Raw genomic sequence first — 19,044 nt, 5'->3', positions numbered from 1 at the left:
AATCCTATGGTTTATTCCCCAGGGTTACAGCTTTCACAGCCAAGGGGACCGATCGAGGAGTACTACTGGACTCCCGAATCACAAGTTCAGTTGGCAAAATCACAGAAGCCACAACCCGCCCTTGCATCATATCCAATACGGCTCGAGCTGCATAGGATCCCTTTCTTTGTCCTGGTTGACGAATCGTAGTCATTGCGGGATTTATTATAGAAGCAAAAGGAATATCATCCATACCAGTTATGGTGATTTCTGCTGGAATAGCAATTCCTAACCGTTTGCAAGCTACATAGGCGCCTAAAGCAGCAGAGTCGCTCATGCTGACAATAGCGGTAGGAATCTTATAGCTCATAAGGGGAAGGAGTGCTTCTTCTGCTGATTCCATCGTTACTTCTACCGGAACAACACGTATATTCGGGCTATGCAATGAGAGACCATGATTCTGTAATGCTCGTTCGAAACCGGCAAGCCGACGGTCTACTGTTCGTGAGGAATGTTCTTCCGCAGTACCAGGCCCCTCACTCTTTAGAGAAAGAATAATAATTTCACGATGCCCAAGTGAGAGTACATAGTTCATAATTGTTTCAGCTGCGACCGTATCATCAATACCTACATTGGTAATGCCTGAATCGGCGTCTCCATCTATAGTTACAAAGGGCACATTACGTTGGCGGATCAGAGCGGCGATCTCCGGTGCAGTTTCAACTCCAAGGGAAATGAAACCATCCACCACCGCATTCCGAACTGCCTGAGAAAGGAATCCTTTGATGGGTGGCAATATGGTAAGAAAAAGATCTTCTTGATGGCAAACCGTGCCGATTCCCCGGAGCACCTCTGAGACATAGGGATTTCGAAATGTATCCTGGATAGCCTGGGGAAGCAGTACACCGATAGCACCAACCCGTTTGCTGGTCATAGTACGGGCAATTGGATCAGGAACATAGCCTTCCCGTTCTGCAATCTCCATGATCCGTTCATAGGTAGATCGGGCAATTTTAGAAGGGTCATTAAAAGCAAAGGATACGGCGGTTTTTGAAACTCCAGCTAGTTCCGCAATTCGTTTTATCGTAGGACGCATAATAATTCCAGTTTACTCTTATCATTTGATTTTATAAAGACCTAAAGCAATAAAAAACCCCGGCGACATGTCGCCGGGGTCTAATAGAGAGGCGCCGGACAGAATCGAACTGTCGCATAAAGGTTTTGCAGACCTCTCCCTTACCGCTTGGGTACGGCGCCCTGACTGCAGGAAATATACCAAAATTGCTAAACTTTGTCCAGTGATTTGCGGAAACAGTGATCACAAAGGCCAAAGAAATCCAACCTATGGCCGCTAATGCGCTGACCCAGTAAGTCCTTAGCTTTCTGTTCAAGTTCGGCCTGGACCGGTAAATCCACATCTTCCACTGCACCGCATTGGGTACAGATCAGATGATAATGAGGCTTGGTATCTCCATCGAACCGGTCAAAGCCGCTACCTGAATGGAGCACCTGCAATTTTCCTTGAATTTCAAGGATCTTCAGGTTCCTGTACACAGTGCCGAGGCTTAAATCAGGCATTTCTGGTTTTAAGGATTCATAAATCCAAGCCGCAGTGGGATGACTTTTCGTACTATGAAGGAGTGATAAAATCCGTTCCCGTTGGCGGGACCGTTTAAATCTGGTCATCATTGGTACCCCGTTATAATGGATTCTTTTGGCATACGGATTTTTTCCCGTATTGGCTCATCTCGATAGCCAAGGGGAAGTAGCAGAGATATTCGCCAATCTCTTCTCGGGAGATCCAGAATAGCAAGAACCGCCTCTTCTTTATAGCCCTCTATAGCACAGGAGTCAATCCCAAGACTGGCGGCCATGGTCATCATATTAGCCGCTGCAATATATCCCTGAGACCGTGCCCAGGCTTCTACGGCGCCGCTCTGAGTAAGAAATTCCCAATAGCTCCGATATTCTTCAATAAATACCGGATATCCTCCAGGGAAACGTTCTGCCCGGGACCGGACAAAGTCTGATTCAGGGTGGTACGCTGGTGCAGTTCTGACTGCTATGGTAATAAGGGCAGCACAGGTACGAATATTTTCCTGGGAAAAACAGGCTTCATAAAAGCAGTTAAGCATAGCCTGTTCCCGGGAAACAAAAAAATGCCAGTGCTCAAGTCCAAAAGAGGATGGGGCTAGACGTCCTGCCTCAAGAATCAGATCCAAATCCTGGGCTGCGATCTTTTGTGTGGGATTAAAGCGTTTACAGGCATAGCGGCGTTCCATCGCACTGAGTATGACGTGAGCCTTGTGGTCCACCTGCATCATTCTGCAAACTCCAGGGCAACTTGAAACATGTTATGCAGGCTGGTCTGCCGCTCCTCACTGGACATTTCCCGGTGGCTTACATTGGAATCTGAACAGGTAAGTATGGTCAGAGCTTTTTTATGAAGATAGGCGGCGTTACAATAAAGGGCATAACATTCCATATCGGTGGCGGCACAGCCCATCCGGGCCCACTTCTTCCAGCCTTCTTCTCCCTGGGCATTGTAGAGGGAAAAAATATCTGAAGAGAGAATATTCCCAACCCAGAAAGGGATATTGCGGCGGCGGGCGGCGGCCACCGCCGTCTCTAGGAGTCCGTAATCTGCACAGGGGGCAAAGGTGCCGCCCAGATTATATTGGGCAGCGTAATTTGAATCGGTAGAGGCCGACTGGGCAAATACCAGGTCCCCCACTTCCACATCCGCCGTAAGGCCGCCGCAGGTCCCAATACGGATGATTCGTTCCACACCATAGTGAGAAAAGAGTTCATAGGAGTAGATCCCCATAGAGGGGCCTCCCATACCAGACCCCATGATCGAAATTCGTTTTCCCTTATAGGTACCGGTAAAGCCCAGCATGCCCCGGACCTGGTTAAACTGCACCACATCGGAGAGGTAAGTATCGGCCACATATTTTGCCCGCAGGGGATCCCCCGGCATAAGAACCGTGGAAGCGATCTGCCCTGGCAGGGCACTGTTATGGGGTGTTCCCCGGTCCTGGTGATACAGATCATGGGGATGATGGTTCATTTCGTGCTGTGCCATAGATCGGCCTTCCTTTTCGTCAGTTAACTGCGGCCCTTGTCATAGGGCTGGCCCACCGCACGGGGCGCATATTCCTTGCCGCTAAAGATTACCAGGGTTATGAGGGTAATCAGGTAGGGCATGACACTGAAAAACTCGCTGGGCAGGAAGCGCAGAGAGGGTATATTTACCATGTAGATTGCCAGGGCGACCGATGTTCCAAAGAGAAGGGATGACCCCAAAACGCCTTTGGGCAGCCAACGGCCAAAGGAAACGGCGGCCAGGGCAATAAAACCTGCGCCGTTAATGGTGTAGACCGTATACTGAATGGTTTGGGTGAGCACAAGACAGGCCCCCGCAAGGCCCGCCAGGGCCCCGGAAAGGATAACCGCGACATAACGGGTCCGTTCTACATTAATGCCCGCCGAGGCCGCCGCCTGGGGATGTTCACCGCAGGCGCGGAGCCTGAGCCCGAAGGGTCGCTTATAGAGCATATACCAGGCTACAATCAGTACCACCAGGGCAATCCAGGCGGTGGGGTAAATGCCGCCCCAGCCGGGCAGCATGCCCAGCCGGAAGGGTTCGGTCCGTTCCTGCTTAAAAATAATCTGGCAAAGGAACACCGTGATCCCCGTAGAAAGGAGATTTATACCCGTGCCGGATACAATCTGGTCCGCCCGCAGGGTAATCGATGCAAAGGCATGGATGACCGAAAAGAGGGCTCCTGCCAGGGTGGCAAGTACCAGGGCCAACGGTATGGAATAGGGGAAGGACTGCTCTAACAGTACATGGGTGGTGGCGGCCATAAAGGCTCCGATGCCCATCAGGCCCTCCAGGGCAATGTTTGCCACCCCTGACCGTTCACTGATAAGCCCGCCCACCGCCGCGATAAGGATGGGGGAGACAATCATCAATATGGATGGAAGCATTTGCAGTAGTACATTCATTCGATTACCCGTCCTTTCTTTGCCTGTTCCTTCATCCGCCATTCCATGAGCATTCGAACCCCTGCCCGCAGGGAGATAAAGACAACCACGAGACCCATGATGATGGCGGTAATTTCTTTAGGGATTTGCCGGGACTGCATGAGGGGCTGGGCCGATTTAAGCATGCCAAAAAGCAGTCCCGACAGGGCGGTTCCCCAGGCAGTACTGTTGCCCACCAGGGCCACCGCTATGCCGTCGAAGCCGTACCCGTCCAGGCCGCCTAAAACCCGGCCGTAATTAAAGGCCCCCAGAGCAACCACCGCCCCTGCAAGGCCGGCGAAGGCCCCCGAAATAGCCATAGCGGTGGTGATGCTGGCGTTTACATTAATCCCCGCATAGCGGGCGGCTTCCTTATTAAGCCCCGTTGCCCGGAGGGAGAAGCCGAGCCGGGTCTTGCCGATGACAATCCAGAAAAAAAGTACTGAAATAAGAGCCAGATACAGCCCATAGTTCAGCCGCGAGCCGTTGGTTAGCTGTTCCAGGAAGGGGCTCGCAAGCCGGGCGGTCTGGGGATAGGTGGGGGTCCGGTAGGTGTTTGCCCCGGGGATCATCATGGTAAGCACCCGGGATGTGAAATAGGCCACATAGTTGAGCATTATGGTGGCCACTACCTCGGAAACACTGTACTTAGCTTTTAAGATACCCACAATACCGCCCCAGAGGGCTCCCACCACAAGGGCGGCCAGTATGGCCAGAATCCAGTGAAGAAAGGGAATCTGGGGGCCGAAGAGGGCCACAAACTGGGCCGCAGTGAGCCCTGCCACATACTGGCCTTCTGCTCCAATGTTAAAGAGTCCCGTCCGTCCTGCAAAGGCTACAGACAGTCCACACAGTATGAGAGGCAGGGACATGACCAGCCATTCTCCAATATAGCGGGCATTCCAGGTACCCCGCCGCAGGTCCCAGCCGGTAAGTACCTGAGTTATGGCTGAATACATACCTGAGGGGTTCCTGCCCACAAGGAGCACCAGGATAGTTCCGACAAAAAAACCGAGTACAACAACAACAATGGAAACCATTGCTTCTGAGCGGGTAATAAAGTCCAGGAACCGGTCAGTAACAGTAACTTTTTTTGTGTTACGCATGGGAGCTTCCCTCCATAACCATTCCAGCCATCATAGCCCCGATTTGCCGTTCATCAGCATATTCTGCCTGTACGATACCGACTATTTCACCCTTCGAAAGGGCTGCAATCCGGTCGCACAGGTTCATTACCTCATCGAGCTCAAAGGACACCAGGAGTATGGCCCGGCCCTTGTCCCGTTCTTCTACAATGCGGCGATGAATGTACTCTATGGCCCCCACATCGAGGCCCCGGGTCGGCTGGGCCACAATGAGGAGTTCCGGCGACAGGTCTATTTCCCGGGCAATGACTGCCTTTTGCTGGTTGCCCCCTGACATGGATTTGGCTGGGGTGGCGGGTCCACTGCCAGCCCGGATATCAAACTCGGTGATGAGCCGCCGGGCATGTTCCCCTATGGCATCGAACTGGAGAAAGCCATAGGTGTTGGAGAATGGGGGCTTACGGAAACTTTTCACAATGAGGTTTTCATCAATCCTGAAGTCCAGAATAAGCCCATGTTTGTGCCGGTCCTCAGGCACTAAACCCAGGCCGCTTTCTATTCGGTCCCGGATGCGGCTGTGGGTAATTTCCTTGCCCTTAAGAAGCACCCTGCCGGACTTTACCGGCAAAAGGCCTGCGATTGCCGATACAAGTTCGGATTGGCCGTTGCCATCCACACCGGCGATGCCGACAATTTCGCCGGATCTTACTTCCAGGTTCAGGGAACGCACCGCTGGGACGCCCTTTGCACCCAGCACCGTAAGGTTTTCGATCTGCAAGACCACCTCGCCGATACGGGGCGGCTGTTTATCAATCTTAAAACTGACTGAACGGCCCACCATCATTTCCGCCAGCTGATGCTCGGTGGTTTCCTTAACATCTACGGTGCCGATATATTTCCCCCGGCGCAGAACCGTACAACGATCGGCGGCGGCCTTTATTTCCTTAAGTTTATGGGTGATGAATACAATGGTTTTGCCTTCTGCTTTTAGGCGATGGAGAATTTCGATAAGTTCATCAATCTCCTGGGGGGTGAGGACCGCGGTGGGTTCATCGAAGATGAGGATGTCCGCATCGCGATAGAGAATTTTCAGTATTTCCACCCGCTGCTGCATGCCGACCGTGATGGATTCGATCCGGGACCGGGGGTCTACCGCGAGGCCATAGAGGTCGGAGAGTTCCTGGACCCGTTTTTCTGCCTTGCGGACATCTAGGTTGCCCAGTATGTTCCGGCTTTCTAGCCCAAGCACTATATTTTCAGTAACCGTAAAATTATGTACCAATTTAAAATGCTGATGAACCATCCCGATTTTCAGGGCCGTTGCATCATTGGGGTTACGGATCCGGACTTCCTGTCCCCGAATTTTTATCTGACCGCTGTCGCTCTCGTACAGGCCGAAGAGGATCGACATCAGGGTGGACTTGCCCGCTCCGTTTTCACCAAGCAGGGCATGAATTTCCCCCTGGGCAACTTGAAAATGGACATGATCGTTGGCGATAACCCCGGGGAAAATTTTGGTGATATCCGTCATTTCAATTGCATAGTTTTCCATGTAGGACCTCACCACCCACTATACCCTGAAATAGGAAAAAATGCAAAAGCCAGGGACAGACAACCACCGTTGATCGCCGGCTTAGTTTGCCGACTTCGCGGGGTACATAAAAAAAGGGACTAGGCCAAAAAGGCCTGGTCCCCATTTTTCATACCGCCCCCTTTAGGGTGAACGGTCTTTTATAAAAGTTTTTAAGAGCCCCCAGAACTACTGGGAATCCTTAGCCTGCAGGTTAGCCGGGAAGCCAGGTATCTGTTTGGCTTCTGCATAGGTTGCGGCAACCTTAATCTCGCCAGCGACGATCTTAGAACGGACTGCTTCGACCTGGTTTACAATATCCGCACCCAGCTCGGCATTTTTTGTAGAGAAGCCGACACCGCCAGCTTTGATATCCAAAACAACCACATTGCCTGTAAAGGTGCCGTTTTTGACCGCATCAAGACCATATTTTGTTGCGGTTTCAACCCGTTTTAACATAGAGGTAAGAACAGCGGATTTTCCTTCGGCATAGAGACCATCATCATGCTGATCCGAATCGACACCGATGGCCCAGACATTTTTACCCTGGGAGCGGTATTCCTTAGCCTGTGCAATGGTTCCGTTGCCGGTACCGCCAGCGGCAGAGAAGATGGCATAAACCCCCGAATCGTACCAGTTTTTAGCCTGGGCTTTTGCCAGTTCAGGCTTACCCCAGTCGTTGGCATAATAGTCCACAATCTGGGCATCGGGAAGCACAGACTTAATCCCCTGGACATAACCAACTTCGAATTTAGTGATAACTGGCCCGGGGATACCGCCGATAAAGCCAAACTTGGGATTTTTGATACCATCGGCCTTTGCCTTAAGGGCCGCAGCAACACCAACTAGGTAGGAGCCTTCATGTTCGGAGAAGGTTACCTGCATGACATTGGGAGCATTAACCCAGTCCACATCAACGATCATATATTTCTGATCGGGATATTTGGGTGCCACTTCCCCAAGAGCGTCGGACCAGGTAAAGCCGGTTACAACGATAAGATCATACTTTTCGTCTGAAGCCTGCTTTAAGTTGGGTATATAGAGGTCCTGAGTCTGGGCGGTAACCACATCGTAGGCTTTGCCCTTCTGGCTCTGGTTTTCCCAGGTATCACCGTAGAATTCCAGGATACCCCGCCAGGCAGCGGCATTAAAGGATTTGTCATCGATACCGGTGGCATCGGTGAGGAGCCGAACGGTAACCGCGGGCTTTTCAGCGCTGGCCGCAGGGGCGGCTTTCTTGGCATTACAGCCAATGAAGGCCAGGGCGGCTACAGCGACCAAAGCGGCAATAACAGATTTCTTCATCATATCTTCCTCCTGAATGAAGTGATTTAACCATAGTGAGCTTTAGTCCAAAGGTCAAGGCATATTCATCAACCATTCGGAGACTGAACCTACTTTAAGTATATTTTCCACAAACCATTTATCTGTGGTGGATGCAAATCAGACCAGTCTTGCGGTGCTAGACCGGCTAGACGCTATGACCTTTACCTGGCTAGAATGGAAACATATGTACAAAACTGGACTGACGGTTGGTAAATTCGCACCCCTCCATCGGGGGCATCAGCATTTAATAGAAACAGCGCTTAAAGAAACCGAACATTTAATCGTGGTGGTATACCAGGCAAAAACAGTTACCCCCATCCCTCTGGAGGTTCGTGCAGGCTGGATCAGAAGGCTCTATCCGATGGTAGAAGTCCTCGAGGCTCCAGAGGCTCCGGAAATCTCAGGGAACAGCCCGGAAGTACGGAAAATGCATGAAGATTTTCTCCGCTCCTTTATGGCAGGCAGAACAATTGATGTATTTTTCTCCAGTGAACCATACGGAGACTGGGCGGCTAAGGTATTACACTGCGACCATAGAATCGTAGACCGGGAACGTATCAGGGTTCCCATATCTGCCACGGACATACGGGCGAACCGGGAAGCCTATTCCCATTTTCTTGATCCCATAGTACTGGCGGACCTGGAAAAGTATGAGTAAAGTTTAATTACTTTCTTTGGGGTATCGCCAGAGGGTGTTATCCCGGCTCCTTAAAAGGTACCAGACTTGCCCCGAAGGATCCTCATCTTCACCTTCGATGCATCCTGGATGCAGATGAACCTTACCGCCGCCGCCGGGTAAATCGACCGCAAAAGCAGGCAGTCCAAGACCAGAAATAAGCCTGGTCAGTTCCTGATAGATACTAAGGGCCCGTTCCAGATTTACCCTGAAGTGGCTGGTTCCTGGAGCAAGATCCCCCTGGAAGAGGTAATAGGGAGTCACCCCAAGGTCGAGCAGTTCACGGAAGAGTTCCGCAAGTTCCAGCGCGGTATCATTCACCCCTCTCAGAAGCACCGTCTGAGTATGCACAGGGATACCAGCTTCTATAAGGCAGCTAAGGGCTGAGCGGACTTCGAGAGCCAATTCTTTACTATGGTTGATATGCAGAATGAGTCGCAGAGGCCGATAATGCCGCAACAGTGCCACCAGATCCGCGGTGATCCGTTCCGGAGCCATAATTGGAATACGACTTCCGATTCGGAGCAGTATCCCCGGCCGGGCATCCCGAAGGGCTGTAAAAAGCTCCGCCAGCCGGTTATCGCTCCCCATCAGGGGGTCTCCGCCAGAGACCAGTACTTCCCGCACCTCAGGGTGGGCTGAAAGGTAGGCCTTTACCGGTTCGAGTTCTTCCGGGGTGATAAAGCCCTGCAAGGTTGATGTCCAGGAACGGCGAAAACAATGACGGCAGTAACCAGCGCAGGTACCATTAGCTAAAAGCAATACCCGGTCCCGATACTGGTGCACAAGCCTGGGAGCTACCCGAAAATGAACTTCCCCAAGGGGATCTTCCAGCTCATAGGGCAAGATGCGCGCTTCTTCGGGACTGGGAAAAAACTGCCTGCGTAATACATCACCATGACGTTGAGCCCCTGATGTGGGGTTCAACGCACCGGAGGTACGAGCCGCTACAAGAGAAGCCTGGATTTCCTTATTTGCCAGGTCAGCATAATAGGAAGTAACCGCAAAGGGTAGTATACCTTTTGCCTGCAACGTATCAACAAAATCTGACTCCTCCTTGGTAACCGAATCGGCCAACGCAGGCGGAAGATCTGAAACACGGGTAATCAGCTTCATATCAGGTGCTTCATCCGCTCCCGTTTTGTATTTAGATAGGCTTCGTCATAGGGATTTGGCGGTATCACAATGGGAATGCGATCCACAACCTTAATACCTTCACTGGTTAATTTTGCTATTTTATCAGGATTATTAGTTAAGAGCGCCACCGATTTGATCCCCAGAAGTTCAATAATTTTTGCAGCCACCGAATATTCTCTGCCTTCATCGGGGTAACCAAGATACAGATTTGCTTCGACCGTATCGAGCCCCAGGTCCTGCAGTTGGTAGGCTTTAATCTTGTTCAGTAATCCAATACCCCGGCCTTCCTGCTTCATATAAATAACCGCCCCAAACTCCTGACTATTTATGTAAGAAAGGGCTGCTTCGAGTTGGTCACGGCAATCACAGCGGAGACTCCCGAGTACATCCCCGGTATGACATTGTGAATGAACCCGAACAGGCACCCGTTCCTTGTCCTCTACAGAACCTTTGACAATAGCCGTATGCTCCTTGTCATTCTTGGCGTCATAAAAACCATATATAGTAAAATGACCGAAACGGGTAGGAAGATCCGCATGGGCCACTAATTCTACACAACATGGACCGGCATCTTCACAATAGGTGTTCCGGCCCTGGCAATAATGTTCTTCTAAAATAAAATCCGGTTTGCCCTTGAGTTTTTTCTCAAGCTCTTCCCGGCTCACAGCCTTTTCACAGGGTGTTTCAAGATTAACTGCATCCATAGCTTTCGCTCCACAACTTGGCGAAAGCAGTTCAAATCAGGACAACCTTGCTTTCGCCCTTTTAAAGATAGATGCAAAGCAACGTACATCCTTGCATCTATCCAAAGATACTAAAACGTAAGGGTATAGGAAAGGGCAATCCATCAATACACTATTATCGCTGTTCCATCATAAGGGTGGCCATAACCTTGGCATCGCCGATGATATTTTCTATGAGTGCATATTCATTAGGTTGATGGGCACTCTCGTGGAGCCGGCCCCATACGACAGAATCGATACCCACATTCCGTAAATAGGCTCCAACGGTGCCGCCGCCGATACCGATGGGTCTTGTTTCCACCCCATAGACCTGTTTAACCGCCTGGGACAGGAACTGTACCAGGGGAGCATCGGGCCTGGTAGCCTTGGATTCTACCCGCTGGAGTGCTTCATAGCTCATCTGAACCCCCCGTTTTGCAGAAACCTCTGCCATAATCCGCTCCACTTCGGCCAGAACATCCTTAAGGGGATACTGGGGAAGAACCCGCATATCCATGTAGAACACATCATCGCCGGGGATGGTGTTTACATTGGGCACATTGGCTTCATGCTTGGTCGGTTCAAAGGTGGAATAATCGGGATCAAACAGCCTGTCATGGGCATTAAAGCGGAGCGGCAATTCGTCATGGAGACGGACCGCCAGTTCGCAGGCCGCCAGATGGGCATTAGCTCCCTGATCAGGCCGGGAGCCATGGCACTGCTTGCCTGAGGTTTTTATCTTAAGCCAGAGGAGGTTCTTCTCGGCTACTTCGATGGTTTCGCCCCTTTCATCGCCTCCGTCGGGAATTACCACCATATCATCAGGCCTGAACAGGTTGCGGTTGGCCAAAAGCCACTGGATGCCGTATTCACTGCCCATTTCCTCATCGGCCACAAAGAGGAGCTTTACCGTATGGGGCGGTGTAATCCCCTGACTGACCAGGGCAAGGGCGGCCAGTACCGATGAGGTAAGGCCCTGCTGGTTATCTTCCACACCGCGGCCAATGAGGCGGCCATCCTTAACCACCACCTGCCAGGGATCATTATTCCAGAGTGACAGCTCCCCCGGGGGAACCACGTCGGTATGGCTCATAATCCAAAGCCGCTTGGTGTCGGATTTTCCGGGGATGGTAGCAATCAGATTAGGGCGAATACCGCCCTTGGCCCGGCTATCCGGCGCATCATGCCGCTCTAGATTCTGTATGCCATGGGCCTTAAGCCAGGACTGGAGAAACTCTACCTTTTCAAGCTCCCCTACCCCGCCAGAATCGGGGGACAGGGCTGGACGCTTACAAAGTTCGGTTTCCAGCTCTACCAACGTGGCGGTGCTTCCGTCAATATAGGAATATATTTTTTCTAACATAGTAGGATCTCCTTATAAACCAGCCTTGTTCCGGTATACGTCCCAGCTTGTTCGGACCAGGGTTTCCACATCCGAATACTGGGCAGTCCAGCCTAAGAGTTCTTTAGCTCGCTTCGCTGAGGCGGTGAGCTTGGCCGGGTCCCCGGGACGGCGGCCCACAATCCGTGCCGGGATCGGCCGGCCGGTAATCTTACGGGCCGCATCGATAATCTGGAGCACCGAAAGTCCGCTTTCACTGCCCAGGTTTACCGTGAGGCTCTGGTTCGTTCGTGCGAGGTAATCCAATGCTGCCACATGGCCCACCGCCAGGTCATTGACATGAATGTAGTCCCGGACCCCTGTACCATCGATGGTGTCATAATCGTTACCGAAGACCTGAACCTCGCTCCGCATCCCCACAGCGGCTTCCATCACCACGGGGAGCAGGTTTGCCGGGTTCCGTTCAAGGCCCGTAATCCGGCCCTTCACATCATAACCGGCCGCATTAAAATACCGGAGGGCTGCAAATTTCAGACCCTTAAGCTTATCATACCACTTCAGGAACCGTTCAATTTCAAGCTTCGTAAAACCATAGTAATTTTCAGGCTCCGTGGGGTGATCCTCATCAATAGGAAGATATTTGGGCTCTCCGTAGGTAGCCGCAGAGGAAGAAAACACCACATACGTAATGCCGGTAGCAACAGCCCCATTCAGTATATTGATGGTCCCGGTAATATTGTTAACCGAATACTTTTCAGGCTTAAGCATGGACTCACCGGCGGCCTTAAAGGCTGCTAAATGGATGAGAGCATCGAAGCCCCGGGACATGGCCTTTTCCAGGGCTGGGGCATCCAGAATATCACCCTTGATGAAATCCTCCTCGGGGAAGAGGTTTTCTTCGAGTCCGCTGGAAAGGTTATCAAATACCGTTACCTGGTGTCCCTGATCCAGAAACTCCCGACATACATGACTGCCGATATAGCCGGCACCACCAATAACCAGAATCTTCATGGTTACTCCTCACTGTAATTGCATCGTTTATCTTTAGCCCTGTCGAACCGTTTCCAGTTCCTGGGCAACCTGTTCCCATTGGATTGTCAGTTCATCAATCTTTCGTAGTATACCATCTAACTTGCTCTGGATATCCCGTACTTTTGTACCATCCGCATAAATTTCGGGGCTCGCCAGGGCTTCCTCGAGGCGAGCCTTTTCTGTTTCACATTGTTCAAGCTGGGCAAGCAGATCTGCTTCCTGCCGTTCGAGGCGCCTTATTTGAGCTTGCCGCTTTTTTTCTGCCTCCCGGTAGTCCGCCGCACTGAGCCCAGCTCCCCCTGTAGCACTGCTCTGGGCAGTATTGGAGCCGTGGCCAGCGACAGATCCAGTGCCCGCCCTATTGCCGGCTCTAGGAGATGATCCTGTTGATGAACCTGCGGAGCTTCCTGGGTTTTCTGCTCCTCCCGCTGACTCCCCTGCAAGCCGTTCCAGATAGTATGTATAGTTCCCATAGAAAAGCCGGGGCCGGCCCTGATTCAGCTCGAGGGTTTTTGTGGATAGGGCCTCCATAAAGGCCCGATCGTGGGAAACAAAGACCACCGTCCCGGGGTATGATTTCAGTGCATCCAGGAGGACATCCTTGGAATGGAGGTCCAGGTGGTTGGTTGGTTCGTCGAGGATGAGGAGGTTCACCGGATACAGGAGGAGCCTGAGCAGGGAGAGGCGGCTCTTTTCGCCTCCTGAAAGAACCGAAACGGCCTTATAAACATCATCGCCCCGGAAAAGAAAGGCACCCAGCATATCCCGCAGTTTGGGAATAAGTTCCAGGGGAGCCTCGGCTTCGAGGGTTTCCAGCACCGATTGGGAACCGGTCAAGGTTTCGGCCACATCCTGGGAAAAATAGCCCACCGCTACACCGGTACCGAGAGAGAGCTGACCCTCATAATCCTGATCAATACCCGCAAGTATACGGAGCAGGGTCGATTTACCGGCCCCATTCCGGCCGACCACGAGAAGCTTTTCCCCTGCCTCTACAACGAGGTCTACGCCATATAAGGCCTGGCGGCTGCCGTACTTTTTGCCGAGACCCTGGAGGATCAGCACAAGCCGGCCGGAATGGGGCGGCGGCGGAAAGGAGAAGTGTATCCGTTTCAGCGACTCCGGAATCTCGATCCGTTCCATTTTTTCAAGCCGCTTTACCCGATCCTGGACCATGGCGGCCTTTGAGGCATTATAACGGAACCGACGGATGAAGTCTTCGGTTTTTGCTATCTCTTCCTGCTGGGCTTCATAACGCGCAAGAAGGCTTTCCAGTTCCACTTTGCGGATTTGTTCATAATTGGAATAGTTGCCTGCATAGCGCTTCAGGTTTCCCTGAAATAATTCATAGACTTCGTTTACCGTTACATCAAGAAAATACCGGTCGTGGGATACCAGCAGGTATCCACCTTTAAAATCTTTAAGCCATTCTTCAAGCCAGGTACGGGCTTCGATATCGAGGTAGTTAGTAGGTTCGTCTAGTAACAGAATATCCGGTGCTTCCAGAAGGACCTTGGCCAGAGCAATACGCATCTGCCAGCCCCCGGAGAATTCATCCACCGGACGGTCCAGGTCATCTTCGGAAAAGCCGAGACCTGTAAGTACCATGGCAATACGCTGGGATCGCTGATAATACCCAGAAGCTTCTATCGCCTCATGAAGGACATGGTATTCTTCAAGGAGCTGGGTAGTCTTTTTCGTGTCATCTTTAACCTGTTCTAGCTGAGTACCGAGGGCTTCCATCCGGGAAATAAGCTGTTGGATGCTCACATAGGCAGTCTCAGCTTCTTCTCGCAGAGTTCGGCCTGAGTGAACTATACCCGATTGGGGGAGGTATGAAAGCCTGCACTCCCGTTGTACGGCCCGTTCTCCAGAGTCAGGTTGTATCTGGCCGGCAATCACCTTCATCAATGTAGACTTTCCTGACCCATTTGCTCCGGCAAGGGCTGCTCGGCTCCCTGCAGACAGGTTAAGAGATACATCCTTGAGGATATCCCGATCACCAAAAGCAAGGGAGACTCGGGTAAATTGTACAAAGGCCATACCTTACTGCTCCAGGGTGGTAAAGTAAAGAATAATCGGTGAGCTGGATCGCTGAAGAACCGAGGTTCCTGTTATAGATGAGGATGGTAGATATTCTAGACGAAGGCTCCCTGGTTCGACCTTGTACAAGAAATTAACAGGAATTGTAGTTCCAGGCGCTGCAAGTGCCGGCTGACCATCACCCCCGAGCGCATTAAAATACATGGTAAAGGCTCCATCATAGGTAGTCCGGATACTTTCACGAATAAAGAGCCTCATAGAGATGATTCCTGTTCCGATTGCTGTTTGCGGGATAATACGAGGGACCAGAAGATCAAAACCTTCCCATTGGAAACTGCCATCCGGAGAGAGCGTAATCTTACCATAGGTTTCACTTTGGAAAACGGGCCCCTGGGCTATCATACCTTCGATAAGTTTTAACCGTCGCTCCTTTTCCTGGGTAATTACATCACTGACCGATATGGGAAGAGCAACAAAGAGGGCTGTTCTTTGGATTCCGCCGTTTATCTCATATTGGACCCCCAGGAGGTCTGTATTCCGCAGGGTGACCACAAGAGGAGTCCCTTCGAATCGCCAACTGTTTGTATCAACCTTGGTGATAGCCGTATAGGAATAGGTCTTATCAAAATCTGGAAGCGCTAGATGTAGTACCCCCGTATCCTGACTGGGGAAGAAGCCCCACTGGTCAGTAAAGGTATCAAGGTCAATGGTTTGATTATCCAACATATCTTGATACCAGTCAGGGGCCCAGGATTTACTGAAGATGGATTCCAGGGTGGGATCATTTTCAGGGTTGCTGATCGTTGCCTGGGTGCTCGTAAGGGTTTTGCCTGCTTCTGTTTCAAAGATTCTGAGCCGGTACGAAAAGCAATAGCCAATGGTTCCATCATCGGTGAGCACCTGGAGCCATTCACCGGGAAGCGGCTTATTACCGCTCATGGCGGGACTTCCTTCGGCTTTTGAAAGGATTTTAACTACCTGCCCCTGTCTCAGCCGATATACCCGACGGGCTCCATTATCAGGTTCCGCCCTGATGGGAAGCCCATCCTGAAGGGTTTCTGCATAGAGGCTGGCATAATCGGCAAATTCTTTTACAAAAGCCTGGGCTTTTCCTCTATTTGAAAAAAAACTAATTTGCCAGAGGGGGACTTCCTTTTTATCAATGACAGGGTCGGTTTTCTTTTCTGGTTTTATCTGGAATTCCTTAGGGATACCAATAACATAGACTGAATCTATTTTAGATTTAATATACACAGGAACCAAAGTTCCTGAAGGAATTGCTGGATTTTGCACATCCCACAGGACAACACCCCAACCTAAACGTTTTGAGCAAGAGCTTATATAACCAGAACAAAGAACGGTTATTACAAGAGTCATCATGAGAGGAATAAGACTCATTCCTTTTTGTTTCTGCATAGGTCCTTCTACCTTTAAAGGTTTATACTATATCATATACGTAACAAAAGGCGGTTTGCGGCCCAGGTACATACTAGCAGACGGAAGCGGTCATGGGCAACAAGGTCATCTTCAAGAATAGCCTGGGAAAAGAGGTACACATCTAATTTTTGAGTGTCTCCCAAATAGGTAATAATCCATTGGGAAAGTGGTTTCCCATCATAGGAATTAACTAATTGAGTGACCCCTTTTTTTAGTTCCTCAATACTATGTTTTACATTTTTATTATTATATTGTGAGTTCTTAAGCCATCGACGGCTGACAACTTGTTCAGCAATTTCCTCAATTTCATCTAAAGCGAGAGCGTTTACCAGGGCGGGATCTTCCCGGTACTGAACTAAAAGAGGATAGAACCGTTCCAGAATGCCAACGATACCAGCAATGGAAAGAACCACCTCATCCCGCAGATAGGGTGGTGGATTTTCTTCCCGAAGCAGATCTAGGAGGACCTGAATCGACTCATAGGAACCGAAGGTTTCGAGGGATGCTGCTCCCATAATCCGGATTCGGGGATTTTTAGTAGTTTTTATACACTCCTCTATTTGGGTACGATATTCATGGTCTCCAAGACGGGCGAGGGCAAGCATAGCCTCTCCGACAAGCATATAATCTTCTGCTTGTAACATGGTTCTCAGCAAGGGTATAGCTTGATGAACCCCATGGTTTCCTAAGATTCGGCAGGAAATATAAGCTGTGGTAAAGGGGTTATTCTGAACATCCTCCATAAGGGCATCTTCTGCTTCTGTATTTAATGATTCAAGAGCTTCAATTGCCCTAAGTGCTTCTATACGAACTGATAAACGGGGTGATCTGAGCCTATCCAAAAGTTCTGTAAGGGCAACTGCACTGGGAACATCATGCAGGGCTTCTAAAACTTCATGTTCTTCCTGAACACTCCGGGTTTTTTCCAGCCGGTCCAACAGTGTAAGGGCCCGCAGATCTCTAAAAGAGAAAATAACGCCTAAGGCACCCCGCAAAGGAAGCGCACCAAGACGGATCAGTTTTCGCTGCCACAAAAGGACCACGAGCAGCAGCAACGTAAGAGCTGCAAAAAGAATCCGGAAAGCAAAAACCGACGATAGCCCCGCATCTACCAATACATCGAGAAAAAGACCTGCCATAAAAGAACCAGCGGCACCTGCAATACCATACACAATATAATAGAGAATGCCTAAATCAAGCATATCAGTAGGACGGATAAGACCAAAAAAGTAAGTTTGGGCAACTCCTTCTGTGCCTGCAAAGGCAAAATTAACCATAAAAAAAAGCAGGGCTAGAAAACCTGGTACAACCCAGGAAGATACCACAACAGCGGTATCCGCGAAGGGTGAGATGATTGCCGGCAATAGGCTAATCACTGCGGCAAAGGTATAGGTAATATAGAGGGGTTTCGCCCCTACCCTATCCACAAGCAGCCGTGTAAGAAGTCCTATTGCAAGGGCCCCCAGACTTCCAAAAACAGAATAGAGGGACACCATACCATCACCCTGGAAATAGACGTTTCGGCTGTACACCACAATAAAGGCCCGTGAAACGGATGATATAAGGCTGAGGGTTAAAAAAATGATGATAAACCTTCGGAAGGGCGCTCGGTGCCAAGCCCTTCGGACAACAGCAAGGAATTCTTCCCGTTTACCCTCTTCTTCGGTTGGCGGTTCAGGGATCCGGTAGAGCATAAGACTCCCAACACCCCCGGCAATAATTCCAATTAACATAAGCAGGGCGTATAGCATGAGCGGTGGTTTTCTGCCTAAAAGGAGTGCCACACCGAGACTGGTAAACATAGACACGGCACTAGAAATAACCTGGATATGGGTCATATAAGCCCCCCGGTCAGGTCCGGTGGCCAGCTCGTTCAGTACCGGATTATTACCAATCATACCTACCCCACGGCTTGCATGAAAGGCAAAAACACCAAGTATCATAAGTGCGAGGGCTATATCGGTTCGACCGAGCCGATCAAAAAAGGGGGCAATCACAAGGGGTATCATAACGAGATAACGGATAAGCCAGGCGGTGGCAAATACCTGTACTATAGGGAAACGATGAACAAGCATTTTCCCCACTGGCATAAAGAAAAAAGCAGAAAAGACAAAGGCGTTTAATATACCAATTATCGTTGAGGTCGCTCCTAATCGCAGAGCGTACAGGGTTATTACACTACCTGAAAGAATTGTAAAGGAAAAGGAGTTAAATGCATTGAATACATTGTACAATTTCCTGAATTTTTTAATCTGATAGGGAGTCAATTGACCTGGCATACTACGTATTGTATCAATTTAACAGGGAATATTACAAGAGAAAATGTTTCTATGAACCTATGTTGGCCTCTAAACATCTCACCGAGTATTTAGAGACCAACATAAGGTTGATCTCGCTCAGGTCCTACAAAGGGATGCCAGGTTACTTTACATACCCCATAGAAATGCTCGGGTTCTGTAAAGCAAGACGATCCAGTTCATCCTGTGTAAAGGGCTTGAGAGATGAACAGGATGTTAACACAGCGAGCGTTGTAAGGATGAGGGCAACAGAGGCCGCTACCTTTCGATACAGTTTCATATAAACCTCCAAACAATATAGTTTATTCTACACATATTGCGTATATAGATTACGTAATATGCATATCATACACATAAAATGACACACAA

Annotated in this window: 17 protein-coding genes and 1 tRNA gene; 1 reads left to right on the top strand and 17 read right to left on the bottom strand. The window is 50.3% G+C overall.

The genetic code is table 11. The features are described from left to right. Window positions 1–4: 4 nt before the first annotated feature. From SPICA_RS03850 to SPICA_RS03810, 9 genes are all read right to left on the bottom strand, one after another. Window positions 5–1,075, bottom strand: coding sequence for a LacI family DNA-binding transcriptional regulator (locus SPICA_RS03850; RefSeq protein WP_013968228.1), 1,071 nt, complete (start codon window positions 1,073–1,075; stop codon window positions 5–7). Between the two features lie 89 nt (window positions 1,076–1,164). Continuing rightward, window positions 1,165–1,236, bottom strand: a tRNA-Cys gene (locus tag SPICA_RS03845). A 27-nt stretch (window positions 1,237–1,263) separates the two neighbouring features. Next, window positions 1,264–1,668 carry a Fur family transcriptional regulator gene (locus SPICA_RS03840; RefSeq protein ID WP_156789621.1) on the bottom strand — a complete coding sequence of 135 codons (405 nt, stop codon included), beginning with the start codon at window positions 1,666–1,668 and terminating at the stop codon, window positions 1,264–1,266. Beyond that, the gene (locus tag SPICA_RS03835; RefSeq protein WP_013968226.1) at window positions 1,665–2,303 is read right to left on the bottom strand and encodes a nitroreductase family protein; all 639 of its coding nucleotides are present in this window, start codon (window positions 2,301–2,303) and stop codon (window positions 1,665–1,667) included. The genes SPICA_RS03840 and SPICA_RS03835 overlap by 4 nt, the downstream gene beginning before the upstream one ends. Next, window positions 2,300–3,064 (bottom strand): purine-nucleoside phosphorylase, encoded by a 765-nt coding sequence (gene deoD, locus SPICA_RS03830; RefSeq protein ID WP_013968225.1) that lies wholly within the window; start codon window positions 3,062–3,064, stop codon window positions 2,300–2,302. Before deoD ends, SPICA_RS03835 begins: the two co-directional genes overlap by 4 nt. Before the next feature lie 23 nt (window positions 3,065–3,087). After that, a complete protein-coding gene (locus SPICA_RS03825) occupies window positions 3,088–3,990 on the bottom strand; it encodes an ABC transporter permease (protein ID WP_013968224.1) in 903 nt (300 codons plus the stop codon). Then, on the bottom strand, window positions 3,987–5,114 hold the full coding sequence (locus SPICA_RS03820) for an ABC transporter permease (protein ID WP_013968223.1): 1,128 nt from the start codon (window positions 5,112–5,114) through the stop codon (window positions 3,987–3,989). Before SPICA_RS03820 ends, SPICA_RS03825 begins: the two co-directional genes overlap by 4 nt. Further along, window positions 5,107–6,645 carry an ABC transporter ATP-binding protein gene (locus SPICA_RS03815; RefSeq protein ID WP_013968222.1) on the bottom strand — a complete coding sequence of 513 codons (1,539 nt, stop codon included), beginning with the start codon at window positions 6,643–6,645 and terminating at the stop codon, window positions 5,107–5,109. Before SPICA_RS03815 ends, SPICA_RS03820 begins: the two co-directional genes overlap by 8 nt. A 207-nt stretch (window positions 6,646–6,852) precedes the next feature. Continuing rightward, window positions 6,853–7,971 carry a BMP family lipoprotein gene (locus SPICA_RS03810; protein WP_013968221.1) on the bottom strand — a complete coding sequence of 373 codons (1,119 nt, stop codon included), beginning with the start codon at window positions 7,969–7,971 and terminating at the stop codon, window positions 6,853–6,855. A 121-nt stretch (window positions 7,972–8,092) separates the two neighbouring features. Between SPICA_RS03810 and SPICA_RS03805 the strand changes: the two genes are divergently transcribed. Further along, window positions 8,093–8,647: an adenylyltransferase/cytidyltransferase family protein gene (locus tag SPICA_RS03805; protein ID WP_013968220.1), complete on the top strand. Its 555-nt coding sequence runs from the start codon at window positions 8,093–8,095 to the stop codon at window positions 8,645–8,647. A 3-nt stretch (window positions 8,648–8,650) separates the two neighbouring features. On the opposite strand, the gene SPICA_RS03800 is transcribed toward SPICA_RS03805, so the two are convergent. The 8 genes from SPICA_RS03800 to SPICA_RS15405 form a co-directional block, all read right to left on the bottom strand. Beyond that, window positions 8,651–9,781, bottom strand: a complete 1,131-nt coding sequence (locus SPICA_RS03800) for a KamA family radical SAM protein (protein ID WP_013968219.1) — start codon at window positions 9,779–9,781, stop codon at window positions 8,651–8,653. Continuing rightward, on the bottom strand, window positions 9,778–10,506 hold the full coding sequence (gene ribA, locus SPICA_RS03795) for a GTP cyclohydrolase II (protein ID WP_013968218.1): 729 nt from the start codon (window positions 10,504–10,506) through the stop codon (window positions 9,778–9,780). The genes SPICA_RS03800 and ribA overlap by 4 nt, the downstream gene beginning before the upstream one ends. 154 nt (window positions 10,507–10,660) lie before the next feature. Then, on the bottom strand, window positions 10,661–11,887 hold the full coding sequence (locus tag SPICA_RS03790; protein ID WP_013968217.1) for a M20 family metallo-hydrolase: 1,227 nt from the start codon (window positions 11,885–11,887) through the stop codon (window positions 10,661–10,663). 12 nt (window positions 11,888–11,899) lie between these two features. Then, the gene (gene galE / locus SPICA_RS03785; RefSeq protein WP_013968216.1) at window positions 11,900–12,877 is read right to left on the bottom strand and encodes a UDP-glucose 4-epimerase GalE; all 978 of its coding nucleotides are present in this window, start codon (window positions 12,875–12,877) and stop codon (window positions 11,900–11,902) included. A 33-nt stretch (window positions 12,878–12,910) separates the two neighbouring features. After that, a complete protein-coding gene (locus tag SPICA_RS03780) occupies window positions 12,911–14,941 on the bottom strand; it encodes an ABC-F family ATP-binding cassette domain-containing protein (protein WP_013968215.1) in 2,031 nt (676 codons plus the stop codon). Between the two features lie 3 nt (window positions 14,942–14,944). After that, window positions 14,945–16,357, bottom strand: coding sequence for an SH3 domain-containing protein (locus SPICA_RS03775; protein ID WP_013968214.1), 1,413 nt, complete (start codon window positions 16,355–16,357; stop codon window positions 14,945–14,947). A 32-nt stretch (window positions 16,358–16,389) separates the two neighbouring features. Then, complete coding sequence (locus SPICA_RS03770; protein ID WP_013968213.1) at window positions 16,390–18,657, bottom strand: MFS transporter; 2,268 nt, start codon at window positions 18,655–18,657, stop codon at window positions 16,390–16,392. A 142-nt stretch (window positions 18,658–18,799) separates the two neighbouring features. Beyond that, a complete protein-coding gene (locus tag SPICA_RS15405; protein ID WP_013968212.1) occupies window positions 18,800–18,955 on the bottom strand; it encodes a hypothetical protein in 156 nt (51 codons plus the stop codon). Between the last annotated feature and the right edge of the window lie 89 nt (window positions 18,956–19,044).

It is taken from the genome of Gracilinema caldarium DSM 7334 (assembly GCF_000219725.1).
GTDB lineage: Bacteria > Spirochaetota > Spirochaetia > Treponematales > Breznakiellaceae > Gracilinema > Gracilinema caldarium.
Note: the sequence above shows the minus strand (reverse complement) of the source record. Positions and strands in the feature narration are given on the sequence as shown.

Coding starts and splice junctions, on each gene's coding strand:
- SPICA_RS03810 (WP_013968221.1), bottom strand. CDS start 7,971: ATGATGAAGAAATCTGTTATTGCCGCTTTGGTCGCTGTAGCCGCCCTG.
- SPICA_RS03835 (WP_013968226.1), bottom strand. CDS start 2,303: ATGATGCAGGTGGACCACAAGGCTCACGTCATACTCAGTGCGATGGAA.
- ribA (WP_013968218.1), bottom strand. CDS start 10,506: ATGGATGCAGTTAATCTTGAAACACCCTGTGAAAAGGCTGTGAGCCGG.
- SPICA_RS03850 (WP_013968228.1), bottom strand. CDS start 1,075: ATGCGTCCTACGATAAAACGAATTGCGGAACTAGCTGGAGTTTCAAAA.
- SPICA_RS03840 (WP_156789621.1), bottom strand. CDS start 1,668: ATGATGACCAGATTTAAACGGTCCCGCCAACGGGAACGGATTTTATCA.
- deoD (WP_013968225.1), bottom strand. CDS start 3,064: ATGGCACAGCACGAAATGAACCATCATCCCCATGATCTGTATCACCAG.
- SPICA_RS03825 (WP_013968224.1), bottom strand. CDS start 3,990: ATGAATGTACTACTGCAAATGCTTCCATCCATATTGATGATTGTCTCC.
- SPICA_RS03820 (WP_013968223.1), bottom strand. CDS start 5,114: ATGCGTAACACAAAAAAAGTTACTGTTACTGACCGGTTCCTGGACTTT.
- SPICA_RS03780 (WP_013968215.1), bottom strand. CDS start 14,941: ATGGCCTTTGTACAATTTACCCGAGTCTCCCTTGCTTTTGGTGATCGG.
- SPICA_RS03770 (WP_013968213.1), bottom strand. CDS start 18,657: ATGCCAGGTCAATTGACTCCCTATCAGATTAAAAAATTCAGGAAATTG.
- SPICA_RS03790 (WP_013968217.1), bottom strand. CDS start 11,887: ATGTTAGAAAAAATATATTCCTATATTGACGGAAGCACCGCCACGTTG.
- SPICA_RS15405 (WP_013968212.1), bottom strand. CDS start 18,955: ATGAAACTGTATCGAAAGGTAGCGGCCTCTGTTGCCCTCATCCTTACA.
- SPICA_RS03775 (WP_013968214.1), bottom strand. CDS start 16,357: ATGCAGAAACAAAAAGGAATGAGTCTTATTCCTCTCATGATGACTCTT.
- galE (WP_013968216.1), bottom strand. CDS start 12,877: ATGAAGATTCTGGTTATTGGTGGTGCCGGCTATATCGGCAGTCATGTA.
- SPICA_RS03800 (WP_013968219.1), bottom strand. CDS start 9,781: ATGAAGCTGATTACCCGTGTTTCAGATCTTCCGCCTGCGTTGGCCGAT.
- SPICA_RS03815 (WP_013968222.1), bottom strand. CDS start 6,645: ATGGAAAACTATGCAATTGAAATGACGGATATCACCAAAATTTTCCCC.